Annotated in this window: 19 protein-coding genes; 10 read left to right on the top strand and 9 right to left on the bottom strand. The window is 71.4% G+C overall.

The window, feature by feature from the left end:
* Positions 1 to 18: 18 nt before the first annotated feature.
* The 3 genes from DEW08_RS21745 to DEW08_RS21735 all read right to left on the bottom strand — a co-directional run bounded on the left by DEW08_RS21745 (position 19) and on the right by DEW08_RS21735 (position 3,227).
* Complete coding sequence (locus DEW08_RS21745) at positions 19 to 1,257, bottom strand: glycosyltransferase family 87 protein (RefSeq protein ID WP_109331300.1); 1,239 nt, start codon at positions 1,255 to 1,257, stop codon at positions 19 to 21.
* A 175-nt stretch (positions 1,258 to 1,432) separates the two neighbouring features.
* Positions 1,433 to 2,212 carry an HNH endonuclease family protein gene (locus DEW08_RS21740; RefSeq protein ID WP_245986857.1) on the bottom strand — a complete coding sequence of 260 codons (780 nt, stop codon included), beginning with the start codon at positions 2,210 to 2,212 and terminating at the stop codon, positions 1,433 to 1,435.
* 82 nt (positions 2,213 to 2,294) lie between these two features.
* Complete coding sequence (locus DEW08_RS21735; RefSeq protein ID WP_109331298.1) at positions 2,295 to 3,227, bottom strand: NAD-dependent epimerase/dehydratase family protein; 933 nt, start codon at positions 3,225 to 3,227, stop codon at positions 2,295 to 2,297.
* Between the two features lie 301 nt (positions 3,228 to 3,528).
* On the opposite strand from DEW08_RS21735, the gene DEW08_RS21730 reads away from it, so the two are divergent.
* Positions 3,529 to 3,762, top strand: coding sequence for a hypothetical protein (locus DEW08_RS21730; protein WP_109331297.1), 234 nt, complete (start codon positions 3,529 to 3,531; stop codon positions 3,760 to 3,762).
* Here DEW08_RS21730 and DEW08_RS21725 read toward each other — a convergent pair.
* The 4 genes from DEW08_RS21725 to DEW08_RS21715 all read right to left on the bottom strand — a co-directional run bounded on the left by DEW08_RS21725 (position 3,759) and on the right by DEW08_RS21715 (position 7,353).
* Positions 3,759 to 4,508 (bottom strand): glycosyltransferase family 2 protein, encoded by a 750-nt coding sequence (locus DEW08_RS21725; protein WP_109331296.1) that lies wholly within the window; start codon positions 4,506 to 4,508, stop codon positions 3,759 to 3,761. The genes DEW08_RS21730 and DEW08_RS21725 overlap by 4 nt on opposite strands.
* Before the next feature lie 307 nt (positions 4,509 to 4,815).
* Complete coding sequence (locus tag DEW08_RS21720; protein ID WP_109331295.1) at positions 4,816 to 5,046, bottom strand: hypothetical protein; 231 nt, start codon at positions 5,044 to 5,046, stop codon at positions 4,816 to 4,818.
* Between the two features lie 139 nt (positions 5,047 to 5,185).
* Positions 5,186 to 5,461: an O-linked N-acetylglucosamine transferase family protein gene (locus DEW08_RS32760; RefSeq protein WP_245986854.1), complete on the bottom strand. Its 276-nt coding sequence runs from the start codon at positions 5,459 to 5,461 to the stop codon at positions 5,186 to 5,188.
* Positions 5,395 to 7,353 carry a tetratricopeptide repeat protein gene (locus DEW08_RS21715; protein WP_245986853.1) on the bottom strand — a complete coding sequence of 653 codons (1,959 nt, stop codon included), beginning with the start codon at positions 7,351 to 7,353 and terminating at the stop codon, positions 5,395 to 5,397. The genes DEW08_RS32760 and DEW08_RS21715 overlap by 67 nt, the downstream gene beginning before the upstream one ends.
* A 131-nt stretch (positions 7,354 to 7,484) precedes the next feature.
* On the opposite strand from DEW08_RS21715, the gene lptF reads away from it, so the two are divergent.
* The 6 genes from lptF to DEW08_RS21685 all read left to right on the top strand — a co-directional run bounded on the left by lptF (position 7,485) and on the right by DEW08_RS21685 (position 14,484).
* A complete protein-coding gene (gene lptF, locus DEW08_RS21710; protein ID WP_245986851.1) occupies positions 7,485 to 8,627 on the top strand; it encodes an LPS export ABC transporter permease LptF in 1,143 nt (380 codons plus the stop codon).
* An 11-nt stretch (positions 8,628 to 8,638) separates the two neighbouring features.
* On the top strand, positions 8,639 to 9,592 hold the full coding sequence (locus DEW08_RS21705) for a glycosyltransferase family 9 protein (protein WP_109332313.1): 954 nt from the start codon (positions 8,639 to 8,641) through the stop codon (positions 9,590 to 9,592).
* Positions 9,593 to 9,760: 168 nt separating this feature from the next.
* Positions 9,761 to 10,300, top strand: coding sequence for a flagellar biosynthesis regulator FlaF (locus DEW08_RS21700; protein WP_109331294.1), 540 nt, complete (start codon positions 9,761 to 9,763; stop codon positions 10,298 to 10,300).
* Positions 10,301 to 10,473: 173 nt separating this feature from the next.
* Positions 10,474 to 12,996, top strand: coding sequence for a cation:proton antiporter (locus DEW08_RS21695; RefSeq protein ID WP_109332309.1), 2,523 nt, complete (start codon positions 10,474 to 10,476; stop codon positions 12,994 to 12,996).
* A 97-nt stretch (positions 12,997 to 13,093) separates the two neighbouring features.
* Positions 13,094 to 13,933 carry a DMT family transporter gene (locus DEW08_RS21690; RefSeq protein WP_245986978.1) on the top strand — a complete coding sequence of 280 codons (840 nt, stop codon included), beginning with the start codon at positions 13,094 to 13,096 and terminating at the stop codon, positions 13,931 to 13,933.
* Between the two features lie 140 nt (positions 13,934 to 14,073).
* Complete coding sequence (locus tag DEW08_RS21685) at positions 14,074 to 14,484, top strand: hypothetical protein (protein WP_109331286.1); 411 nt, start codon at positions 14,074 to 14,076, stop codon at positions 14,482 to 14,484.
* 26 nt (positions 14,485 to 14,510) lie between these two features.
* Here DEW08_RS21685 and DEW08_RS21680 read toward each other — a convergent pair whose 3' ends face one another.
* Positions 14,511 to 15,449, bottom strand: a complete 939-nt coding sequence (locus DEW08_RS21680; RefSeq protein ID WP_109331284.1) for a LysR family transcriptional regulator — start codon at positions 15,447 to 15,449, stop codon at positions 14,511 to 14,513.
* A 125-nt stretch (positions 15,450 to 15,574) separates the two neighbouring features.
* Between DEW08_RS21680 and DEW08_RS21675 the strand changes: the two genes are divergently transcribed.
* Complete coding sequence (locus DEW08_RS21675; protein WP_109331282.1) at positions 15,575 to 16,522, top strand: glutathione S-transferase family protein; 948 nt, start codon at positions 15,575 to 15,577, stop codon at positions 16,520 to 16,522.
* Between the two features lie 96 nt (positions 16,523 to 16,618).
* Positions 16,619 to 16,984 carry a hypothetical protein gene (locus DEW08_RS21670; RefSeq protein WP_109331281.1) on the top strand — a complete coding sequence of 122 codons (366 nt, stop codon included), beginning with the start codon at positions 16,619 to 16,621 and terminating at the stop codon, positions 16,982 to 16,984.
* Between the two features lie 19 nt (positions 16,985 to 17,003).
* Here the strand turns inward: DEW08_RS21670 and DEW08_RS21665 are convergent, their stop codons facing one another.
* A complete protein-coding gene (locus tag DEW08_RS21665; protein WP_109331280.1) occupies positions 17,004 to 17,378 on the bottom strand; it encodes a hypothetical protein in 375 nt (124 codons plus the stop codon).
* Between the two features lie 220 nt (positions 17,379 to 17,598).
* Between DEW08_RS21665 and DEW08_RS21660 the strand changes: the two genes are divergently transcribed.
* The gene (locus tag DEW08_RS21660) at positions 17,599 to 18,720 is read left to right on the top strand and encodes an ISAs1 family transposase (protein ID WP_109326842.1); all 1,122 of its coding nucleotides are present in this window, start codon (positions 17,599 to 17,601) and stop codon (positions 18,718 to 18,720) included.
* The last annotated feature ends 822 nt before the right edge of the window (positions 18,721 to 19,542 follow it).

The raw sequence follows: 19,542 nt of genomic DNA, 5'->3' as shown, positions 1-19,542 counted from the left end.
CGGACCGGAGGCGGCCCGTCAGGCGGAACTCGGCTGGGGGGCGAGCGGCGGCTTCGGCATCGCCCCGGGCGTCGGGTCGAACAGGGTCCGGCGCGTCGCGATGATCTGCAGGATGTAGCCGTAGAAGACCAGGGTCACCGCCTGCTTCAGCCACATCTGGGTCGGCCGGTAGACCCAGTCGCCGTAGAAATGCGCGCCCAGCCCGAGGAGGCCGCCGGCCAGCAGCAGCGGCAGCAGGGAGTGCGGGTTGCGCCGGTGCTCGACGAACAGGGCGAGCGCCAGCAGGACCGCGACGTTCAGGTACGAGCCTTCCTCCGTGCGCGGGTTGAAGAGGACGAGGTACCAGACCGCCAGCATCAGCGTGACGAAGGCCGCGGTCGGCCGGTTCAGCCGTCGCGCCGACAGGAGGGCCAGCGCCAGGGTGGCGAGCGCGGCGGCCATCCGCACCGCCGTCATGGCGGCGTAGTCGGGCGACAGACCCATGGCGCAGAGCAGCCGCGCCAGATCGAACCAGCGGCCGCGGTCCGGGGCGGCGGCGGTCGTCAGCTTGCCCAGCATCGCCGCATACTGGCCGGCGACGTAGGCGGGGTCGGGATGCAGGAAGGGCAGGGCGGCGGCAAGCAGTCCGCCGACGATCAGCGGCAGCCGGACCCCCGGCCGGATGACGAAGAACAGCAGGGCGGGCACCAGGGCCAGCGGCTTCAGCGCGACGGTCAGCGCCAGGAGGGCGCCGCCCCGCCGGTCACGGCCGGCCGCGAGGTCGATGGCCGCGTGCATCAGCAGCGCCAGCATCATCATCTCGCACTGGCCGCGCAGCAGGTTGATCGAGGCGGTCGGGATGACCAGGGCCAGCACCCAGGCGGCGACGGGCAGTCGCGAGTCCGGCCGCATCAGCGTCACCGCGCGCACCACCGCGCTGGTGAAGGCGGCGAGGATCAGCAGGCGCCAGACCTGATCGCACAGCGCCAGCGGGAGATGGGCCAGCGGGCCGAACAGCACGGCGCTCGACGGGAAATAGAGGAAGCCGTGGATGCCCTCGGTATAGACGGGGACCGAGGACCACCAGTCGATCGACGCGTTGCGATAGACGTAGGTGATCGGTCGGCCCGGCCGCTGGACGGCCATCACGGCCATGACGATGGCGAAAACGCCCCAGGCGCCGAGCGCGCCCTTCCAGGCCGCCCAGCGCCCACCGGGGCGCCCATCGGGGCGTCCATCGGGGCGGCCATGCTGCGCGCAGGCTGGTCCGACAGGCATGAAACCAGATCATCCGGCAAGTGGTAATACCTATGCCGATTGGTATAACTCTTTTTTGCCGGGAGGAAGGCGACGCAGGATTAAACTTTTTTCATACCGAGGTCGCCCCGGTGGATCGGTTCCGGCCCCGCTGCCGGCCCGACGTCGAGATGACCGGCATGGCACCTGCTGCCATTCAGCGCGCCAGGCTCCGGCATTCCGCCAGGATGTTGCCGACCGTCACCCGTTCGCGCTCGTCCATCGTCAGGCCCCAGCGCGCCTTCACGCCGATCCAGGAGGCGACGTAGGGGCAGATTTCGTCCCGCTTGGGCGGCAGCCACTCCTCCGGTCCCTTGGAGCCCTTGGCCCGGTTCGCCTCGCGGCTGACGGCGACCAGGGTCTGCGGGTCGGTCAGGTCGTTGGCGAAGGCGGCCCGGCGCTCGCGGCTCCACTCGAAGCCGCCGCTGTTGTGCGCCTCCTGCAGGGGGACACGATGATCGACGTCGACCTCCTTGGGGTCGGTGAAGGTCTCGCCGGTATAGGGGTCGAGCCAGCGGCCGGCGAGGACGCCGCACCCGTTGGCCGAGAGCCTGGCCGGAACGGTGGAGTCGCGGATCAGCACCTGCTCGCGGGTGTTCAGGCAGCTCTTGTCGGAGGCGAGCCAGTGCGGCCAGTCCTCGCGCTGGTAGCCGCGGCTGCGCTCGGGCTCCACCCGGATGCCGTCCAGCACGGACTGCAGCCGGGCATAGTCGATGGCCTGGCCGGTGTGGGGCAGCGGGCGCGGCGGCGGCGCGTGGCGGGCGGTCCGTGACGTCTCCTTGATGCCCGGCAGCCCGTCGAGCGTGCCGGCGGGGAGGAGATCGAGGCGCTCCGCCAGCGCCAGGGCGCCGAGCACGGCCAGGACGGCGAGCAGCCAGCCGAGCGGCATCCTCCCGCCACGCCGCGCCCCGGGCGGCCGCCCCCAACGCTGGTTCATCTTCCCTCTCCCTCCGGTCCCGCTCAAGACGGCACAGTTATGGCGGCAGGCGGGCGTCCCGGCAATCGGTGGACGGCAAAGGTCACGGCATCCCGCCGGTCAGCGTGGCGCTCAGGCCCTGCAGCAGCCCCACCCGGCAGGCGGTGCCGAAGACGGTGCGCAGGAGCGACGGATCGCCGATCGACACGCGGATGTCGCCGGCCCGCGCCGCGACATGGCGGCGGGGGACGCGGCTGCCGCACAGTTCCTGCAGCACCTCCAGCAGCATCAGCAGCGAGGTCGGCCGTCCGGTGCAGAGGTTGAAGACCTGGGCGCCCAGCATCCGCCGCTCCATCGCCAGCGCCAGGATCCGCACCACGTCGTCGACGAAGACGAAGTCGCGCACCTGCGCCCCGTCGCCGTGAATCTCCACCCCCTCGCCGCGGGCGACGCGGCGGGCGAAGATGGAGATGACGCCGGAATAGGGCGACATCGGGTCCTGCCGCGGCCCGTAGACGTTGAAGAGGCGGAAGCCGACGGTGGGCACGCCCTGGATGGTCCAGGCGATCCGGCCGTGCAGCTCGCAGCCCAGCTTGTCGACGCCATAGGCCGAGAGCGGGCGCGGCGCCGCGTCCTCGCGCAGGGGAGTGGCGCGGCTGTCGCCATAGACCGCGGCGGAGGAGGCGTAGATCACCGGCACCGGCCCGCCGTCCCGCCCGGCCTCGCGCGCCGCCTCGAACACCGTGACGGTGCCCAGCAGGTTGCTGCGGTGGGTTTCCGCCCAAAGCTCCCGCGACCGCTGGACCGAGGCGACGGCCGCCAGGTGGAAGATGCCGTCCACCCCCTCGGCCGCCTGCCGCACGGCGTCGGGATCGGCGACGTCGCCCACCACCAGCTCCGCCGCCGCGGGCTTGTTCTGCAGCCGGCCGCCCGACAGGTTGTCGAGGAGGGTGACGCGGTGCCCCTCGGCGATCAGCCGGTCCGCGAGATGGGAGCCGATGAAGCCGCAGCCGCCGGTGACGAGGTAACGGGCCATGACGCCGGTCTTTCGGGCAGAGGATGTGTGTCCCGATCCTCCGCATCCGGACGCGGCCGGGCCAGACCATCTTATGGGGTGAGAGAGGCCCCGGCGGAGGGGGCGCGGTCCCGCCGAAGGGATGACCCCCGACCGAATCGGTCGAGCGAAACGGCGATCCGGTTCCGGATAGGAAACGTCCCTTGTTCAACAGGCTTATCCACGGCCTTATCCCCCACGATGTGGATAACTTCGGTCAAGGCGGTTGACGCAGGTGCGCCCCCCTTGCCCGAAAGCCGGATTTTATGGTAAATCCCTGTCCATGGTCGAGACACGCCCCACTGGTGACCGCTCCAACGAACCGATCCGCTCCGACCTCGGCGGCGGGCGGATCGGCGCATCGGCGAAGATGGGCTCCGGCAGCCGGGCCGGGGCGGTCGGGCAGCGGCGCCAGCGCATTCCCAGCCTGCGTGAACTGGCCGCCCTGGTGGTCAACGGGGTGCTGACCCTGCCGCGCAACTACCGCCGCGGCATGTTCCTCGACGTCGAGGTCTAGACGCCGGTATAAGGCCTGACCTCCGGACCGAACAGCCGCTCCAGAAGGATGGCGGGCAGCTCGTACTGCGGCAGGCACAGGCTGGTGCTGCGGGCGTGCAGCGTGTGCAGGCACAGCCCTTCGCCGTCCGGAATGGCGGCGACGCGGAAGCGGCGGGCGGCCTCCCGCAGGAAGGGGGCATCCTCGCAGGCGTTCACCGGCGGGAATCCCGAGGCCTCCCACACGCTGCGCCGGTAGGCGTAGGAAAAGCCGTAGCCGATCAGGTTGTCCTCGGACGGCGGCGTATCCGGCGCCTCGACATAGCTGGCGGCCGTCCGGCCCCAGCGATGGTGCGAGCCGCCGCGCCCCGTGTCCCAGTAGCCGAAGCGGCGGTGGACGGCGCTGTAGAGGAACCAGCCGGAGAGCTTTGCGGCGTCGTTTCCCTGGGCCAGCACCTCGACCATCCGGTCCACATAGGCCGGGGCGTAGAAGTCGTCGTCGTCGAAATGGATGATGATCTCGCCGGAGGATTGCTCCGCCAGGATGTTGCGCTTCTCGCCGACGGCGAAACGGCTGGGGGAGTAGATGTATTTCAGGCGCGGGCCGGCGCGCTCCTGCAGATAGGCGCAGGGGCGCGGGCTGTCGTCGAAGACCAGCCACTCGATCTCCGGGTAGGTCTGCGCCAGGACGCGGGCATGGGCGAGGGGAAGGACGGACTCGCGTCCCCAGCTCGGCGTGACGATGCTGACGAGGGGGCGGGCGGTCATGGGGGCCTCCGGTCGGCGCCTCGTGGACAGGATGCCCGGCGCGCTCGTGCTCAGGACGGTAAGGTGATGGTTCGCCAGGACCCCGCCGCAGCGCGCGCCGCCCCCGCCGGGACGGCCGGCCGGACGAGGCGCCGGCGCCCCATGATAGCATCCTGACGGCCGGTCCGGTCGATAATGCGGGGTGCCCGTCGCATGCGACGACGCATAGTCCAGGGGGGCGCGACCGCCGGTCCTTGCCGGGACCGGATGCATGCCGGCGGCCGATCCGGCCGCATCGGCGGCGGAGGTGGGGGGAGCCGGAGGCGGGTCAGCTCCAGAGCCGGTCGCGCCGGCAGGCGACGGCAGGGCAGAAGCGGCAGGTCTGGCAGCAGAGGTCGTCCAGATCGATCCGCAGGCCGTTGGCGTTCAGAACGGCCTGGGCATAGGCGCTGTAGAGCCGGCCGAGGGCCGGCAGGCCGTTCTGTTCCAGCCCCGGAGCGGCCGTGGCCGCCTGCTCGACATCCTCGATCGCCTTGCGAAGCGTAGCAATGTCCAGCATCAGCGGCCTCCGCGTGGGTCACGGACGATCCGTGACACGACGTAATATGATCGTCATCCAGAAGAAACACAATCGACGGCATATTGCGCGGCGCAGCAAAGCCACTGATCAGATAATTTGTCGCACCGCAGTCGCGCGTTCAGCGCTGCGCGCGCCGCACCTCCTCGCGCAGCGCCGCCGCCAGGTAGCCTGCCAGCCTCGCGCCGTCGCACAGCGGACCGGCCGCCATGCGCGGGCGGATCTCCCGCCGGAAGGCGGCGAGGCGCTCGCGGTCCGTCGCCCAGCCGGCGGCGAGCTCGACATAGTGGGCGGGGTCGCGGGCGACGCAGCCTTCGGCCCCGGCGACGGTCAGGAAGGCCAGGGAATGGCGGCTGGAGAAGGTCTCGCCCGGCAGGGTGACGACCGGAACCCCCATCCACAGGGTCTCAAGCGTGGTGGTGCTGCCGGCGAAGGGAAAGGGTCGAGCGCCACGTCCACCCTGGCGCACCAGCCCATATGCTCCAGGCTGCCGGTGGCCCCGGCCAGGATCAGCCGCTCCGCGGCGATGCCGGCCGCCGCGAAGCGGCCGCGCCACAGGGCTGCGGTGTCGGGGCAGGACAGCGCCTTGGTCTTGACCAGCAGGCGGGAGCCGGGAACCCGGTCGAGGATGGCCGCCCAGGTCTCCAGGACCGTCTCGTTCAGCTTGGTCAGGATGTTGAGGCAGCCGAAGGTGACCGGCTGGCCGGACAGGCAGGGCGGCGGCACGATCCCCGGCGCGCCGTCCGGCGGGTCGTAGGCGATGAAGGCGTCGGGCAGGCGCAGGATCCGCTCGGTGTAGAATGGCTCCGCCCCCTCCGGCACATGATGGCGGTCGGCGATCAGCAGGTCCATGGCGGCCAGGCCGGTGGTCGCCATATAGCCCGACCAGGCCGCCTGCAAGGGGGCGGGCCGCCGCGCGAAGACGCCGAGCCGGCCGCGGGCATTGTGGCCGGCCAGATCGATCAGCACGTCCACCCCGTCCTGCCGGATGCGCTCGGCAACCATGGCGTCGGACAGGCCGGCGATCGGCACCCAGCGCCTGGCGGCGGCGCGGAAGCGGGCGGTGACGTCGTCCTCCTCCGTCTGGTTGGCGTAGAGGACGAGCCGGACGCCCTGGGCGGGCAGCGCCTCGGCCACGCGGACCGCGAAGAGTCCGGCGGGGTGGCGGCGGAAATCGCCGGAGACGATGCCCACGGTCAGCGGCCGGCCGCCGGCACCGGCTGCGCGCTTCACCGGCTTCCAGCCCGCCCGCAGCGGCGCGCCGTGGACCGCATCCCAGCCGCGATGCGCCTGGAGCACGCCCTCCAGCGTCACGCCCGGCCGGAAGAGCTGGAGATAGGCGAGGTTGGAGCGCACCTCCGCCAGATCGGGGCGGAGCGCCAGGGCGCGCCGGTATCCCGCCTCCGCCGCGTCAGGGCCGCCCTGCGTCTGGCGGACCAGCGCGAGGTTGGCCCAGGCCTCGGCAAGGTCGGGCCGCAGGGCGACGGCGCGGGCATAGCTGTCGCCCGCCTCCGCCAGCCGGTTCAGCCGCTGCTGCGCGTCGCCCCGCCGCAGCCGCGCCTCGGCGAAGTCGGGCAGCAGGGCGGCGGCGCGGCGGGCGGTCCGCTCGGCCGGGGCGGCGTCGCCGCGCGCCAGCAGCAGGGCGGAGCGGTTGGCGAGGGCCGTCGCATGGTCGGGCCGCAGGGCGAGCGCGCGGTCGAGCGCCCGCTGCGCCGCGTCGGTCAGACCGCGGGCGAGCAGGCGGGCGCCGCGGTTGGCATGGGCCTCGACGAAGCCGGGGTCGTCGGCGATGGCGGCGCGGTAGGCGGCATCGGCCTCCTCCAGCCGGCCGAGGGAGGAGAGGGTGTTGGCGAGGTTGAAGCGGGCCTTGGCATAGCCGGGCCGGCGCGCCGCCGCTTGGCGGAAGGCGGTCGCCGCCTCCTCCAGCCGGCCGAGAGCCTCCAGCGCGTTGCCGAGGTTGAAGAGGGCCTGGGCGAAGTCGGGCCGCAGGCGGATCGCCTGCCGGTGGGCGGCCACCGCCTCCTCCGGCCGTCCGAGCGCCTTCAGGGCGCTGCCGAGGGTGTCGTGATAGTCGGCGACGCGGCGGTCGGCGGCGATGGCGGCGCGGACATGCTCCGCCGCCTGCTCCGCATGGCCGGCCTGCAGGTGGACGACACCCAGCAGGTGACGGGCGTCGGCGTGGCCGGGCACGGCCTCCAGCACGGCGGCATAGCCCGCCGCCGCCTCGGCCAGCCGGCCGGCCTGATGGTGGGCGAGCGCTGCGGTCAGCAGGTCGTGAAGGGTGGCCATGGCCTTCTCTGTAGCGGGGCGGCGGTCCCGGTGCCAGTGCTTTCGCGGCCTGCGCGGCAGCCCGGCCAGCAGAACACTTGACCCGGCGGGCGGAGCCCGTCAGCTTGCCGCCCGACGAGGGATCCCCGCCCATGCTGATGACCCGACTGCAACGGTACCTGTTCCGCAACCTGCTGATCACCACGCTCTATTCCACGGCGGGTCTGACCCTGACGATCTGGCTCAGCCAGTCGCTGCGGCTGATCGAGATCGTGGTGAGCGCCGGTGCGCCGCTGCGGATGTTCCTGTGGCTGCTGCTGCTGACGGTGCCGACCTTCCTCGGCATCGTGCTGCCGCTGGCGCTGGTCGGGGCGGTGCTGTTCACCTACAACAAGATGGCGACCGACAGCGAGCTGGTGGTGATGCGCGCCGCCGGCGTCGGCCCCTTCGCCCTGTCGCAGCCGGCGCTGGTGCTGGCCGGCATGGTCATGGCGGTGGTCTATTTGCTGAACGTCTGGATCACGCCCGCCGCCCACCGCGAGCTGGTGCGCATGGAATATGCGGTGCGCAGCGACTATTCGCAGCTGTTCATCCGCGAGGGCGTCTTCAACGACATCGGCGAGCAGTTCAGCGTCTTCGTGCGCGAACGCGATTCCGACGGCAACCTGCACAAGGTGCTGATCCACGACGCGCGCCAGCCGGAAAAGCCGGTGACCATCATGGGCGACCGCGCGGTGATGCTGACCGGCGTGGAGGGCGCACGCTTCGTCGTCTATGACGGCAACCGGCAGGAGCTGGACCGCAAGACCGGCCGGCTGTCCCAGCTCTATTTCGAGCGGTACGCCATCGACCTGAAGGTGCTGAGCCCGGCGGCCGCGGAGCGCTGGCCGGATGCGCGCGAACGCTCGACCGACGAGTTGATGAACCTGCCGCCGGACATCGTGCAGGACGACAAGATGCGCAGCAGCCTGATCGCCGAGCTGCACCACCGCTTCGCCTCGCCGCTGCTGGCGCTGGCCTTCACCGCGGTGTCGCTGGCGGCCCTGCTGTCGGGCGAGTTCAACCGCCGCGGCCAGTCGGTGCGCATCACCATGGCGGTGCTGCTGGTCATGGGGCTGCAGGCGGGCGCGCTGGGGCTGACGAGCCTGTCCGGCAAGATGACGGCCTTCGTGCCGCTGATGTACATGCTGCCGCTGGTCTCGGTGGTCCCGGCGCTGTGGGTGATGTCGCGCGGGCTGCGGCCGCGCCGACCCGCCGCTCCGCCGTCGGCCGGCGACGCGGCGGCGGCCGGCTGAGGGGGCGGGGCTTGCGGATCCTGTTCATCACCTCCAACCGGCTGGGCGACGCGGTGCTGTCCACCGGGCTGCTCGCCCATCTGGTGGAGCGTCATCCCGGCGCCGCCCTGACCATCGCCTGCGGGCCGCTGCCGGCGCCGCTGTTCCGCGCCGTGCCGGGGCTGGAGCGGCTGATCCCGCTGCCCAAGCGCAGCTTCGCCCGCCATTGGATCGCCCTGTGGGCGGCCTGCGTCGGGACGCGCTGGGACCTCGTGGTCGACCTGCGCAACTCCGCCGTCGGGCGGCTGGTGCCGGCGCGCCGCCGCGCCTTCCACGCCCGGGCGGGCCGGCCGATGCACAAGGTGGAGGAGATCGGCGCCGTGCTCGGCCTGTCGCCGCCGCCGTCGCCGCGCCTGTGGTTGGACGCCGCCGCCGGGGCCGAGGCCGACCGGCTGCTCGGCGGGCTGGGCAGCCCCTTCCTGGCGATCGGGCCGACCGCCAACTGGCTGGGCAAGGAATGGCCGGCCGACCGTTTCGCCCGGCTGGCCCGCCGGCTGACCGATCCGGACGGGCTGCTGCCGGGTGCGCCGGTCGCCGTCTTCGCCGCCCCGCCCGAGCGCGAGCGCGCCCGCCCGGTGATCGAGGCGCTGGGAAACCGGGCGCTGGACCTGACCGGCCGCACCGATCCGATGGCCGCCGCCGCCTGCCTGGCGCGGGCCGCGCTCTATGTCGGGAACGACAGCGGGCTGATGCACATCGCCGCTGCCGTCGGGACCCCGACGCTCGGCCTGTTCGGTCCCGGCTATCCGGAGACCTACGGTCCCTGGGGACCGCGCGCCCGCGCCGTCACCGGGACCGTGCCGCGGGACGAGCTGCTGCGCCGGCTGGAGGCCGACCGCGACGCCCGCGACCTGATGGACGGGATTTCGGTGGAGCGGGTGGAAGACGCGGCGCGCGCCCTGGTCCCGGAAGTCGCCGCCGGTTGAGTCTTTCCGAAGGATTAATCGCCGTTGTGATCAAATCGCGCCAAATGTTGCGGGGTTTCCCGGCAACAAGTGCGTCAAGTTGACAACGGAATCCGGATGGCGGACAATCCCGGCGACATCGGACGGGGTAATCCCCCTGGTCCATCCGGCATGCCCCGAGGGTTTGGAATGAAGCCGACGCCCACCTACGCCAACAAGCCGACCTCGGACAACCCGCGCGACGTGGAGGCCTGGGCCCTGGCCGAAGCCGCGCGGCGCCTGATCGACTCCAGCCGCGACAAGGATGCCGAGGCGTTCCAGGCGGCGCTGCAACTGAACCAGCGCCTCTGGACCATCTTCCAGGCCGCGATGACCGAAGAGGATTGCGGCCACCCGCACGAGGTGCGGACCAACATCGCGGCCCTGTCGCTGCTGGTCGATCGCGAGACGACGGCCCGGCTGATCGACATGGACTACGAGAAGATCGAGACGCTGGTCTCCATCAACCGCAACGTGGCGAGCGGACTGACCGCCCAGGGCCTGGCCCAGGCCGCCGCCCAGGCGCAGGTCGGCACCGGCCAGCCGGCGGCCTCCGCTGCAGCCGCCGCCGCTCCGGCTCCTGCCGCCGCCGCGCCGCCGCGTCCGGCCGCGATGCCGCCGCGCCCGCCGGTCGCCCCGGCGGCCGACGCGTCGCAGCCGCCGCGGGAAGCGCTGCGCATCTCGATCTGACCGGCGCGACGCGGGCTTCCGCAGGGCCGTGACAAAATCCGGCGTCCCGCGAGGGCCGCCGGTTTCGTTCGGGTACCGCCGAAAATTGCCGCAGGACTTGGCCTCCCGCAGCCTTGCTCCTGCCACATCCGGGCGATACCGTGCAGCCCAAGCCGCTGCCGACCTGTGGGATCATGCACGACATCGTCATCTATATCCTCGGGGTTTCGGGCCTTCTCGCCCTGGTCAGTTTCCTTCCGCCCCTGGCGGCCCGTTTCCAGGTGCCCTACACGGTGCTGCTCGCCGCGGTCGGCGTCGCGCTGGGCGGCGTCATCCAGACCTTCGCCGGGGAGCCGGGAAGCGGCCCTTTCCACGACTTCCTCAACTCGCTGGCCGAGCTCGACATCTCGTCCGAAGTGCTGCTGCACGTCTTCCTGCCGGTGCTGCTGTTCGAGACGGCGCTGGCGGTCGACGTGCGCCGCCTGTTCGACGACATCGGCCCGATCCTCCTGCTGGCGGTGGTGGCGGTCTTCGTCTGCACCTTCGCGGTCGGCTTCGCGCTCAACCTCTTCACCTCCATCGGGCTGGTCGCCTGCCTGCTGCTGGGGTCCATCGTGGCCACCACCGACCCGGCGGCGGTGGTCGGCGTCTTCCGCGACCTGGGCGCGCCGCGCCGCCTGACCATGCTGGTCGAGGGCGAGGCCCTGCTGAACGACGCCGCGGCCATCGCGCTGTTCTCGCTGCTGCTGGGCATGCTGACCCGCAAGGCGGACGGCGGCGCGGCCGAGGCGGCGCTGGAGTTCCTGCGCGACTTTTCCGGCGGCGTGCTGACCGGCTGGCTGTGCGGCCGCATCGCCTGCATGATGGTGGAGCCGGTGCGCGACCAGCCGATGGCGGAGATCACGCTGACGGTGGCGCTGGCCTATCTCTCCTTCGTCCTGGCGGAGCATTACGTCGGCGCCTCCGGCGTGGTGGCGGTGGTCACCTCGGCGCTGGTGATCGGCTCGCTGGGGCGCACGCGCATCTCCCCCACCACCTGGGGGGCGCTGGAGCATGTCTGGCGCCAGCTCGGCTTCTGGGCGAACTCGCTGATCTTCATGCTGACCGCCATCCTGGTGCCGCGCCTGCTGGGCTCGGTCGGCTGGGACGAGGTGGGGCTGGTCCTGGTCGTGGTGGTGGCCGCCGGCGTCGCGCGGGCGCTGGTGCTGTTCGGCCTGCTGCCGCTGCTGTCGGCCACCGGGCTCGCCCAGCGGGTCAGCCATTCCTACAAGGCGGTGATGCTGTGGGGCGGCCTGCGCGGCGCGGTGTCGCTGACGCTGGCGCTGGCGGTGACCGAGAATGTCCGCATTCCCGACCGGGTGCAGAGCTTCGTCGCCGTGCTGGTGATCGGCTTCGTCTTCGTCACGCTGTTCGTCAACGGCACCACGTTGCGCGGGCTGATCCGCCTGCTCGGCCTCGACAAGCTGACGGCGGTCGAGAGCGCCATGCGCAACCGGGCGCTCGCCCTGTCCATGGCCGGCATCCGCGAGCGGGTGGCCGAGGTGGCGCGCACCTACGAGGTCGACGCCGCCGCCACCGACGTGCTGGTCACCCGCTATGAGGAGCGGCTGCAGGCGATCGACCGCGAGAGCCAGAACGAGGCGCCGCTGCGCGACGAGGACCGGGTGACCATCGGCCTCGCCATCCTGGTCAACCGCGAGGAGGAGCTGTATTACGCCCACTTTTCGGAAGGGGTGGTGTCGCGCGGCGTCATGGACATGCTGGCCGGCCGCTGCGCCCGGCTGCTCGACGCGGTGAAGACGCAGGGGCGCGAGGGCTACCGGGCCTTCGAGGAGCCTTTCATCGCCTTCTCGCCCTGGATGCGCTTCACCAGCCTGCTGCAGCGCCGCTTCGGCATCAACCGGCCGCTGGCCCGCCGCCTGTCCATGCGGTTCGAGGTGCTGGTCGCCGTCCGCACCGTGCTGCGCGAGCTGCTGGTGTTCGACCGCACCAAGCTGTCGCAGGTGCTGGGCGAGGATGTGGCGTTCGAGCTGGAGGGCATGCTGGTCGGCCGCCTGACCATCGTCGAGCAGGCGCTGTCGGCCCTGAAGCTGCAGTATCCCGACTATGCCATCGTGCTGCAGAGCCGCTATGTCGGCCGGGCCGCTCTGCGGCTGGAGGAGGCGGACTACCGGGCGCTGCACGCCGAATCCATCATCAGCCAGGAGGTGCTGACCGACCTGGAGCGCGACCTGGAGAAGCGCCGCCGCGCCATCGAGCGGCTGCCCAAGCTGGACCTGCGCATCGACGTGAAGGAGTTGGTGCGCCGCGTGCCGCTGTTCGCCGGCCTGCCGGCCGAGCGGGTGGAGGGCATCGGGACCCTGCTGCGCGCCCGGCTGGCCCTGCCCGGCGAGATCATCGTGCGGCGCGGCGAGCGGGGCGACGCGATGTTCTTCATCGCCTCCGGCGCGGTCGAGGTGCTGGTCCCCAACCTGGCGGAGCCGGTGAAGCTGGGATCCGGCGACTTCTTCGGCGAGATGGCCCTGCTGTCGCGCCAGCGCCGCAACGCCGACGTGCGGGCGCTCGGTTATTGCCAGCTGCTGGTTCTGGATGAGAAGGATTTCCGGCGGCTGGTGAACAAGGACGCCGACCTGCGCGCCCACATCCAGGCGGTGGCCGAGGCGCGCCGCCAGCCGGTCAAGCCGGTTGCCGCCCAGGCGCAGCAGACGGCCGGCTGAGGGGAGACCGCAGGGAATGGGTGAGCGCGCGGCCTGCGCGGACGCGAAGGGGACGGCCGGGGGACCGGCGGGCGGGGGGACCGGCTGGGTCTCGCTGATGCCGGCGGTCTTCGTCCTGCTGTGGAGCACCGGCTTCATCGGGGCGAAGTTCGGCCTGCCCTATGCGGAGCCGCTGACCTTCCTGCTGGTCCGGCTGACGCTGGTCGCCGCCGTGCTCGCCCTGGCGGCGCTCGTCGCCCGTGCGCCCTGGCCGCGCCGCCCGGCGGAGATCGGGCGGATCGCGCTTGCCGGCCTTCTCGTTCACGGCGTCTATCTCAGCGGCGTCTTCATCGCGATCTCCAAGGGCGTGTCGGCCGGGGTCACGGCGCTGATCGTCGGGCTGCAGCCGCTGCTGACCGCCACCCTGTCCGGCCCGCTGCTGGGCGAGCGGGTGACCGGACGGCAGTGGGCCGGGCTGCTGCTGGGGCTGGCCGGCGTCGCGCTGGTGGTCCGGGAGAAACTGAGCGTCACCGCCGCCAGCCTCGGCGGCATGGGGTTCGCGGTCGCGGCCCTGCTCGGCATCACCTTCGGGACGCTCTACCAGAAGCGGCACGGCGGCTCGATGGATCTGCGCAGCGGCGCGGCGATCCAGTATGCCGCGACGGCGCTGGTTCTGGCGGTGGTGGCCCCGCTGGTCGAGACGATGCACATCCGCTGGACCGGCGAGTTCGTCTTCGCGCTGCTGTGGCTGAGCGGCGTTCTGTCGATCGGCGCCATCTTCCTGCTGTTCGCGCTGATCCGGCGCGGAGCGGCGGCCAAGGTCGCCAGCCTGTTCCACCTGACGCCGCCGGTGACCGCCGTCGTCGCCTGGGCGATGTTCGACGAGCGGCTGGGCGTCACGGCGCTGGTCGGCATGGCGGTGGTGGCGGCCGGCGTCGCGATGGTGAACCGGCGGTAGCCGCGCGGCCGCAGACCGGCCGGCCGTTGCGCATTGCCACGGGTTGCATCCCGTCATATGCTGGCCGAACGGCGCGAGAACGCCGCGCCGGCCCGGGGCCACGGCCCCTCCCGTCGCCGGAGACGATAGGAATGGACCGTATGGACACTCAGGCACTCTCGCTGGATGACAGCCAGACCATCCAGGCGATCGGCATCCTGGCCGACGTTCTGGACGGCGTGGACGGTCCGGGCGGACTGGACACCGTGCTCGTCTCCAAGGCCCTGCGCCAGGTGATCGCCACCAAATCGCAGCCGGCCTTCGAGTTCGCCTCCCGCGCCTTCAACACGCTGGATCCGGAGGTCCGCCGCCAGGTGGCCGACCATGCCGACCATGCCGCCCACGACGCGGTCGAACTGCGCGCCCGCGTCGGCGGCTTCCTCGCCACCGCGCCGAGGAAGGGGGAGACCGCCGCGGCGGGCCAGCAGCAGGGCACCAGCTTCCTGACGGCGCTGAACCTGCGCTCGCGCTCGCGCCAGCCGAAACCCGACGCGACCAAGTCCGACGAATAGGCCGGGCGGGACCGGCGGCCGGGGGATCAGGCCTGCACGATCTCCGGCAGGTCGCGGACCAGCGCGCAGTCCCAGTAGGGCTGCGGCCCGAAGCGCCGGGCGAGGAAATCGACGAAGACCCGCACCTTGGGCGACAGGTGGCGGTTCTGCGGATAGACGGCGTTGACCGCGATGTCGGAGTACATGAACTCCGCCAGCACCAGCTTCAGCGCGCCTGAGGACAGCGCCTCGCCGCAGATGAAGGTCGGCGTCATCAGGACGCCGATTCCGGCCATCGCCGCCTCGCGCAGCATGTCGCCGTTGTTGGAGCGCATGGGGCCGGCGACGCGCACCGACCGCAGTTCCCCGTTCACGCGGAACTGCCACTGCTCGGCGGCCGGCGTGTTGGTGTAGATCAGGCAGCGGTGGTCGGCCAGATCCTCCGGCACGGCGGGCGTGCCGTACTTCTCCAGGTAGGCCGGGCTGGCGCAGACCACCCGGCGCACCGGCGCCAGCCGCCGGGCGACCAGCGTGCTGTCGCGCAGGCGCCCGATGCGGATGGCGACGTCGTACCCCTCGTCGATCAGGTCGACGAAGCGGTCGTTGAGGTCCATGTCGACCTCGATGTCCGGATAGCGCTCCAGGAACTCCGCGATCGCGGGCGCCAGATGACGGACGCCGAAGGAGGTCGGGGCGTTCAGCCGCAGCCGGCCGCGCGGGGCGGCGTGCAGATCGGCCACCGCCTGCTCCGCCTCGTCCAGGTCGGCGAGGATGCGGGTGCACCGCTCGTAGAAGGCCTGCCCGACCTCGGTCAGGCTGAGCTTGCGCGTGGTGCGGTTCAGCAGCCGGGCGCCGAGGCGGTTCTCCAGCTCGCCGATGCGGCGGGAGACCACGGATTTGGACAGGTTCAGCCTCTCCGCCGCGGCGGTGAAGCTCTTGGTGTCCACCACCTTGATGAAGGCGAGCATGTCGTCGAGACGGTCCATGGCATTGTTCTATACCCGGCGACAATCAAGTGCCAGCACGCTGCATTACCGTGGAGGCGGATCGGACCTATTTCTTGCTGCGTTGAAAAGCCGGACGGCGGAACTGGGCAGGAGGAGGAAAGGTCATGGGGTTGCTGATCGACGGCCGCTGGCACGACCAGTGGTACGACACCAAGAGCACCGGCGGCGCCTTCGTCCGCACCGAGGCGCAGTTCCGCGACCGCATCCGGGCCGACGGCTCCACCGCCTACCGGCCGGAGGCCGGGCGCTACCACCTGTTCGTCTCGCTGGCCTGCCCCTGGGCGCATCGCACGCTGATCTTCCGGGCGCTGAAGGGGCTGGAAGGGGCGATCGGCGTCACCGTGGTCGATCCGCTGATGCTGGGGGAGGGCTGGGTGTTTCCGGAGCCCGATCCGGTCACGGGATCCCGCCGGCTCTACGAGGTCTATCTGAAGGCCCGGCCCGGCTACAGCGGCCGCGTCACCGTGCCGGTGCTGTGGGACAAGCGGACCGGTACCATCGTGAACAACGAATCGGCCGAGATCATCCGCATGCTGAACGGCGAGTTCGCCGGCATCGCGACCGACGACACCGACTATTGCCCGGCGGAGCTGGTGGAGGAGATCGACCGGGTCAACGCCTTCGTCTACGACCGGGTCAACAACGGCGTCTACAAGGCGGGATTCGCCACGACGCAGGAGAAGTACGAGCAGGCCTTCGACGCGCTGTTCGCCGCACTCGACGAGCTGGACGACCGGCTGTCGGCCCGGCGCTATCTGGTCGGCAACCGGCTGACCGAGGCCGACTGGCGCCTGTTCACCACGCTGGTGCGCTTCGATGCGGTCTATGTCGGCCACTTCAAGTGCAACCTGCGGCGGATCGCCGACTATCCGAACCTGTCGGGCTATCTGCGCGACCTCTACCAGGTGCCGGGCATCGCCGGGACGGTGAATTTCGAGCACATCAAGCGGCACTATTACGGCAGCCATGCCACCATCAACCCGACGGGCATCGTGCCGAAGGGGCCGGCGCTGGATCTCGGCGCGCCGCACGACCGCGCGCGGCTGGGGTAGGGCAGGGAGGCGGCCCGGGCAGGGCCGATTCCGGTGTGACGTCCGGCCGGCTTTCCGGTTGTTCCGGGTATGGATCAACCGGAAAGGGAGCGTCCCATGCGCCGATTCGCCCTGGCCGCGGTCGCGCTTAGCGCAGCCGCCACCCTGTCCTTGCCGGCCGCCGCCCAGCAGCAGCAGGAGCGCAGCGGCTGGGGGCAGGCGATCGACCAGCTCAACCGCGCGGTCAACCCCAACAGCTATCCTGACGAGTCCCGGGAGCAGGAGAACCGGCGCAGCGGCAGCGAGTCGCGCGACCGCCGCAACGATGGCTCCGGCTCCTCGGCGGAGCGCAACGCCTACAGCCGCTATTCCGACCGCGAGCTGCGCGACCGGTACGACAGGCTGGCGGACGACCAGCGGACCATCCAGCGCGAGCGCCGCGCCATCGAGGACGAGCTGGACCGCCGCGGGGCGCGGCCCTGAGAGGGGGCGCCGGGCGGCGTCAGGGCCGGAAGCAGCGGGCCATGTCCTCCGGATTGCCCATCGCCTCGCAGATCAGGCCGTTGGAGAACTTGAAGCGCAGGGGGCCCGTCTTGCGGACGCTGGTCACCGGCTTGCCGGTGCCGTCGCGGAATTCGACCCAGGCCGAGGCGTCGAAGTAGGTCTGCAGGCCGTTGGTCAGCGTCACCCGGCCCTGGTTGTCCTTGCGCACCTGGATCCCGGTGTTGAACAGCAGGTGCGGACCGTCGGCCCTGGCGCTCAACCCGTTGGTGCAGTTGACGCCTTCCGGCTTCACCGCCACGCATTCGAAGGGGCGTGGCTGCGACGCGGTCAGGACCATGGCGTAGATGGCGACTTCGAGGACGTTCATCGGCATGGGTTGCGCCCCGGCACGGATTGTCGGAACTCCATATAACCTCACCAGGGTTACGAATCCGATAATGTCGGGCCTACGGTCAGTTCCTTGCCGGGCCGGGCCGCCGTGGGCTGCGACCTTGCGGGGATGCGTCCCACGGGAATCGCATTTGAAAAAGAGGAGTAGCGTCGTGGGTGGAAATGGATTCTGACTATCGGCCCAAGGCAGAGGAACTGTGTCGATGGCCGGTGTGTTTCGCATTTCCTTTCAAGGGCTACCCGATCCGCGAACGGGCAATGCCCGGCGTCACGACCTGCTGGAGGTGCTGACCATCGCGCTGACGGCATCGATCTGCGGGGCGGAAAGCTGCGTGGACTTCGCCCTGTTCGCCCGCGACCGGCGGGCGCTGTTCGCGGAGTTTCTGGAACTGGCGGGCGGGTTGCCCAGCCACGACACCTTCTCACGCATCTTCCGCTTGCTGGACCCGGCGGCGCTCGCGCGCTGCTTTGAGCAATTTCTCGGCCAGTTGGGCGAGGATGGCGCCGGAGTGCTGGCGATCGACGGCAAGACGCTGCGCGGCTCCTTCGATCGGGCCGCCGGCCGCTCGGCCCTGCATGTCGTCACCGCGTTTGCCTCCGGCGCCCGGATGGTGGTGGGGCAGCGGGCGGTGGCGGCGGGCGAGAACGAGATCACCGCGGCGCGGGCGTTGCTGGAACTGTTCGACCTCAACGGCGTGCTGGTCACCGGCGACGCCCTTCATTGTCAGGCGCAGACCGCGCAGACCATTCTGGAGCGGGGTGGCGACTGGCTGTTCCCGCTCAAGGACAACCGCCCGGCGCTGCGGGCCGAGGTGGAGCGCTACTTCGCCGACCCGGCGGCGGCGTTGGGCGACGCCCACGTCACCACCGACGCCGATCACGGCCGCATCGAGGTTCGCCGGCACTGGACCAGCCCGGAGGTGGCGTGGCTGGCCTCCGACCGCCGCTTTCCCGACGAGGCCGCCCTGCCGGGCCTGAAGACCCTGGGCCTGATCGAGCGCACCGTCACCGCGGCCGACCAGCGCACGACGACCACCCGCACCCTCTATCTCTCCTCCGCTCGACTGGATGCCAAAGCCCTGGCCCGCGCCGTGCGCGCCCATTGGAGCATCGAGGCCGCCGTCCATTGGGTGCTCGACACCAGCTTTGACGAGGACCGCGCCCGCAACCGCAAGGACCATGGCCCCGAAAACCTCGCCATCCTGCGAAAGCTCGCCCTCAACGTCGTGCGCGCCGCGAAAAACGACGACTCCATCCGCGCCAGACGCAAGCGCGCCGGATGGTCCGACGACTACGCCCGTTCAATCCTCGCTCAAATGCGATAGCCGTGGGATGCGTCCCTGCGCGCCTGGACTTGCGCGGCTTGCCCCGTTAGAAGCGGTCCATCGTGATCGGTACGGAGGCGGGCGGTTCCCCATGACGTTTCAACGGCGTTTGATCCTCCTGATCATCGGGCTGGTGGTCCTCGCGGTCGCCGCGGTGACGACGGCCCTGGCCTGGACCGCCCACAGCGCGCTGCGCGCCCGGGTGGAAGCGGACGCGCGCATGGCCGCCGCCCTGCTGGCCCGCGCCGCCGTCCAGGCCCGCGAGATCCCGCGCGACGTGGAAACCCTTCTTGGCGACCGCCTGCTGTCGGAGGCGACGCTGACCGCCCATCTCGTGGCGCTGGCGGAGGCCGCCAAGCAGCCGCCCAAGGCGATCTCCGACCGGCTGAAGCAGATCGCCGAGGCCGGCGGGCCGGACGAGATGTGGATCACCGACAACCGCGGCCGCGCCTATCTGCACAACCTGCCCGGCCCCGATCCGGTCTTCGGCCAGGAGGCCAGGGGCCAGCCGCGCCACGCCGCCTACACCGGCCTGCTGACCCGGTCGCCGGCCACGCTGGTGTCCGACGCCGCGGTCGAGGGGGGCAAGCTGATGAAGTTCGCCGGCGTCGCCGGCGTGGACAAGCCGCGGATCGTCCAGGTGGGCGCCGACGTCCGCCGGCTGGCCGACATCGCGCGCAAGGCCGGGGTGGACGGGCTGATCGACGCGCTGCTGGGGTCGCGGGCGGTGGAGGCGGCCTGGCTGCTCGACCGCGACGGCCGCACCCTGGCGCGCGGCGCCGTCATGGGCGAGACCGGCGGCGGCCCGCTGTCGGAGGCCGG

The sequence above is a fragment of the Azospirillum thermophilum genome, assembly GCF_003130795.1.
GTDB lineage: Bacteria > Pseudomonadota > Alphaproteobacteria > Azospirillales > Azospirillaceae > Azospirillum > Azospirillum thermophilum.
Note: the sequence above shows the minus strand (reverse complement) of the source record. Positions and strands in the feature narration are given on the sequence as shown.

Bases quoted from the DNA above. Each gene is read 5' to 3' on its own strand.
- DEW08_RS21745 (WP_109331300.1), bottom strand. From the start codon at position 1,257: ATGCCTGTCGGACCAGCCTGCGCGCAGCATGGCCGCCCCGATGGACGC.
- DEW08_RS21740 (WP_245986857.1), bottom strand. From the start codon at position 2,212: ATGAACCAGCGTTGGGGGCGGCCGCCCGGGGCGCGGCGTGGCGGGAGG.
- DEW08_RS21735 (WP_109331298.1), bottom strand. From the start codon at position 3,227: ATGGCCCGTTACCTCGTCACCGGCGGCTGCGGCTTCATCGGCTCCCAT.
- DEW08_RS21730 (WP_109331297.1), top strand. From the start codon at position 3,529: ATGGTCGAGACACGCCCCACTGGTGACCGCTCCAACGAACCGATCCGC.
- DEW08_RS21725 (WP_109331296.1), bottom strand. From the start codon at position 4,508: ATGACCGCCCGCCCCCTCGTCAGCATCGTCACGCCGAGCTGGGGACGC.
- DEW08_RS21720 (WP_109331295.1), bottom strand. From the start codon at position 5,046: ATGCTGGACATTGCTACGCTTCGCAAGGCGATCGAGGATGTCGAGCAG.
- DEW08_RS32760 (WP_245986854.1), bottom strand. From the start codon at position 5,461: ATGGGGGTTCCGGTCGTCACCCTGCCGGGCGAGACCTTCTCCAGCCGC.
- DEW08_RS21715 (WP_245986853.1), bottom strand. From the start codon at position 7,353: ATGGCCACCCTTCACGACCTGCTGACCGCAGCGCTCGCCCACCATCAG.
- lptF (WP_245986851.1), top strand. From the start codon at position 7,485: ATGCTGATGACCCGACTGCAACGGTACCTGTTCCGCAACCTGCTGATC.
- DEW08_RS21700 (WP_109331294.1), top strand. From the start codon at position 9,761: ATGAAGCCGACGCCCACCTACGCCAACAAGCCGACCTCGGACAACCCG.
- DEW08_RS21695 (WP_109332309.1), top strand. From the start codon at position 10,474: ATGCACGACATCGTCATCTATATCCTCGGGGTTTCGGGCCTTCTCGCC.
- DEW08_RS21690 (WP_245986978.1), top strand. From the start codon at position 13,094: ATGCCGGCGGTCTTCGTCCTGCTGTGGAGCACCGGCTTCATCGGGGCG.
- DEW08_RS21685 (WP_109331286.1), top strand. From the start codon at position 14,074: ATGGACACTCAGGCACTCTCGCTGGATGACAGCCAGACCATCCAGGCG.
- DEW08_RS21680 (WP_109331284.1), bottom strand. From the start codon at position 15,449: ATGGACCGTCTCGACGACATGCTCGCCTTCATCAAGGTGGTGGACACC.
- DEW08_RS21675 (WP_109331282.1), top strand. From the start codon at position 15,575: ATGGGGTTGCTGATCGACGGCCGCTGGCACGACCAGTGGTACGACACC.
- DEW08_RS21670 (WP_109331281.1), top strand. From the start codon at position 16,619: ATGCGCCGATTCGCCCTGGCCGCGGTCGCGCTTAGCGCAGCCGCCACC.
- DEW08_RS21665 (WP_109331280.1), bottom strand. From the start codon at position 17,378: ATGCCGATGAACGTCCTCGAAGTCGCCATCTACGCCATGGTCCTGACC.
- DEW08_RS21660 (WP_109326842.1), top strand. From the start codon at position 17,599: ATGGCCGGTGTGTTTCGCATTTCCTTTCAAGGGCTACCCGATCCGCGA.